Consider the following 1772-nt stretch of genomic DNA (forward strand, 5'->3'; position numbering starts at 1 on the left):
TCCATCATCTTGCGGAACAGGTCGCGGTCTTCAGCGATATCGATGGAATCGATGCTGGTACCGAGAATCTTCACGCCTTCGTCGCTGAGTGCGCGAGCGATGTTCAGCGGAGTAATCTTTTGGGCGTTCCCCACTGGCGTGGGTCGGGCTATATTTTAGGGGCGGTCGCCTTCGCTTCGCTCGCCGCCAACCTCCTAAAACGAAGCCTTGCTTCGCAAGTCTCCGCCCCAAGGGGTCACTATCCCTAACGCGAATTATCATTCAACAAGTCTATTTTTTATTTCAATAACATTTGCGTTATCAAAACCGCTATAGTTATAAATAGACGCAACAATTATTTGATGGTCTGAAAAATCTCGTTTCAAAACATTGATCATCAATTGAATATCGTCTCTATCTACTTCTTTTCCGCTTGGAGAATCCAACATTATTGGTAATTGAATTTCCTTTGTAGATATAGTTTGATTTATCAGCTTCGAAATGTAGGTTTTGATGTTTTCTATTTTTCCGTTAAAATTTGCAGCACCGTCTAGGAATGTCCCACTAGACCTTGCAAGAAACAAGAATGGGGACTAGGAAAGGTTGAGGAATGCCGTTTGATTTTTCATTGAAAGACAGCATAATTCCTGTTTCTAGTACATTGATTGCAGCATCATTGATTTTTTCACTGATAAATCTAATGAATCAGTACTATAGGATAAAAATAGAATGCTTAGGATGGAAAAAGTTCTTTATTCCTATAAGTTTATTTGTATTTTTTGCGGCAATATCAAGTCTAGTTCCTTATTGTTCTGGAGCCCCATTTTATTGTTTTGGATATCCAATTTTTTGGAACGCCCTTTCATTAGCATGTCTCATTTATTTCATTTATCACTTGTGTAATTTTATTTTGTTCGAAATAACATACAAAGAAAACAAAAAGGAATATTTAAGGTTCATTCAGGCGTGTGTTAGGCGTAATGTTGAAACATTACTTTACATAAACTCTATTGAAAAATCTATATACGACTTAGTTGAAGATGCCCAAAAAGAACCTCCCAAGGAGAACGACCTTTTTGAATTTTCTGTACAAGAAAACAATAAATATGCATGGGATGTCATTTCACTATTGTCTATACGAAATGTTGTAAAAAAAATTGTCGAAAATGACAGCTTATTTATTCAATCCGTATTAAATGCGTATAAAGAAAAGGGATGTGCGCGATTGACAAATGTTCGTTTGTTGAATGCGCTTATTTATCAATTGGTTGACAATGAAAATTCTTTCCTTAATCTGAACAATTCAGGTTTAAAAAAAGAGATTATCGGCAATTTTTTTTCAAAGGATCTTTGTTCAAATTTTGACACGATTGGCGTTTTTACAATCATCTCAAAATTTAATGACGAGCAACAATCTACCTTAGAATTGATTTTTTCAAGAGCACTTGATGTTACAGACGTAATGCATTTTGGATTTGCATCTGTACTTGACTCAATAAAGTGGGAACTGAATAAAGAAATCAGCGACAGAAAAATTTTATCATATGACAAATTATATCGTGAAACCTTGGATAAATGCTGTAAGCATAGTTGGAATCCTATTGATGCACATAACAAAGATTTTTATATTAGACGGTTTATGGATTATTTTGATGCATTATATTTAAGAAATTTAAAGAAGGGGGAGTATCATCTTTAGGCTCTTCATCAACATGTGTGGGTGGCTTCGCCACCCTTTTTTGTTGACTTTCGCCTAAATTAAACAAAAAATGGGCTATTTTCTAAAATTTAAT

General features: G+C 35.2%; 2 protein-coding genes. One reads left to right on the forward strand and one right to left on the reverse strand.

The annotated features are described in order from the left end of the window. Positions 1-257 precede the first annotated feature (257 nt). Positions 258-563 (reverse strand): hypothetical protein, encoded by a 306-nt coding sequence (locus BGX12_RS15165; RefSeq protein WP_109736853.1) that lies wholly within the window; start codon positions 561-563, stop codon positions 258-260. Positions 564-589: 26 nt separating this feature from the next. Here BGX12_RS15165 and BGX12_RS15170 point away from each other — a divergent pair, with 26 nt between their 5' ends. Next, positions 590-1678 carry a hypothetical protein gene (locus BGX12_RS15170; RefSeq protein ID WP_109736854.1) on the forward strand — a complete coding sequence of 363 codons (1089 nt, stop codon included), beginning with the start codon at positions 590-592 and terminating at the stop codon, positions 1676-1678. The last annotated feature ends 94 nt before the right edge of the window (positions 1679-1772 follow it).

This window comes from Fibrobacter sp. UWR4 (assembly GCF_003149045.1).
Lineage (GTDB): Bacteria > Fibrobacterota > Fibrobacteria > Fibrobacterales > Fibrobacteraceae > Fibrobacter.